We start from the raw sequence: 444 nt of genomic DNA, 5'->3' as shown, positions 1-444 counted from the left end.
AGAATGGCCAAGTCAAAGTTAACATTGCGTTGCACGGCTTGGTCGTCAAAACGCGTTTGGAATTCTTGGCGAACACATTTGTTTTTCATGTGTAATTCGAGCGGTGGGTAGTTGTACTGGCTGTTTGTATTAACAATGTGCGCCTTGAGTTGTGCGCCATGCTGAACCAGTCGTGTTCTTCTACGCAGTAAATCACGAGTTGAGCGCATCTTTACAGGGTAATTGTAAGCAAGCGTGAAATTGCCACCGCGCAGTAAACTAGCAATTTTATAAGAATCAATCTTATCGTTTTTGGCTTTACCCCCATGAATGGCTTTCATGTATAGCGCATGACCAAGTACAAAATCGATATCATGTTCAGCACATAAGTCACTCACCCAATACCAACAATGCATGCATTCAACGCCAACAACAATATCTTCTAGATAAGGAGAAATGAGCTTA

Annotated in this window: 1 protein-coding gene; it reads right to left on the bottom strand. The window is 42.1% G+C overall.

The features are described 5' to 3' along the window. A partial coding sequence (locus tag AN214_RS21930; RefSeq protein ID WP_152960862.1) for a transposase occupies positions 1–444 on the bottom strand: 444 nt, incomplete at both ends.

It is taken from the genome of Pseudoalteromonas sp. P1-9, from assembly GCF_001399975.1.
Classification (GTDB): Bacteria; Pseudomonadota; Gammaproteobacteria; order Enterobacterales; family Alteromonadaceae; genus Pseudoalteromonas.
The sequence above is the reverse complement of the archived record's forward strand: the minus strand, read 5'-3'. Positions and strand labels throughout refer to the sequence as shown.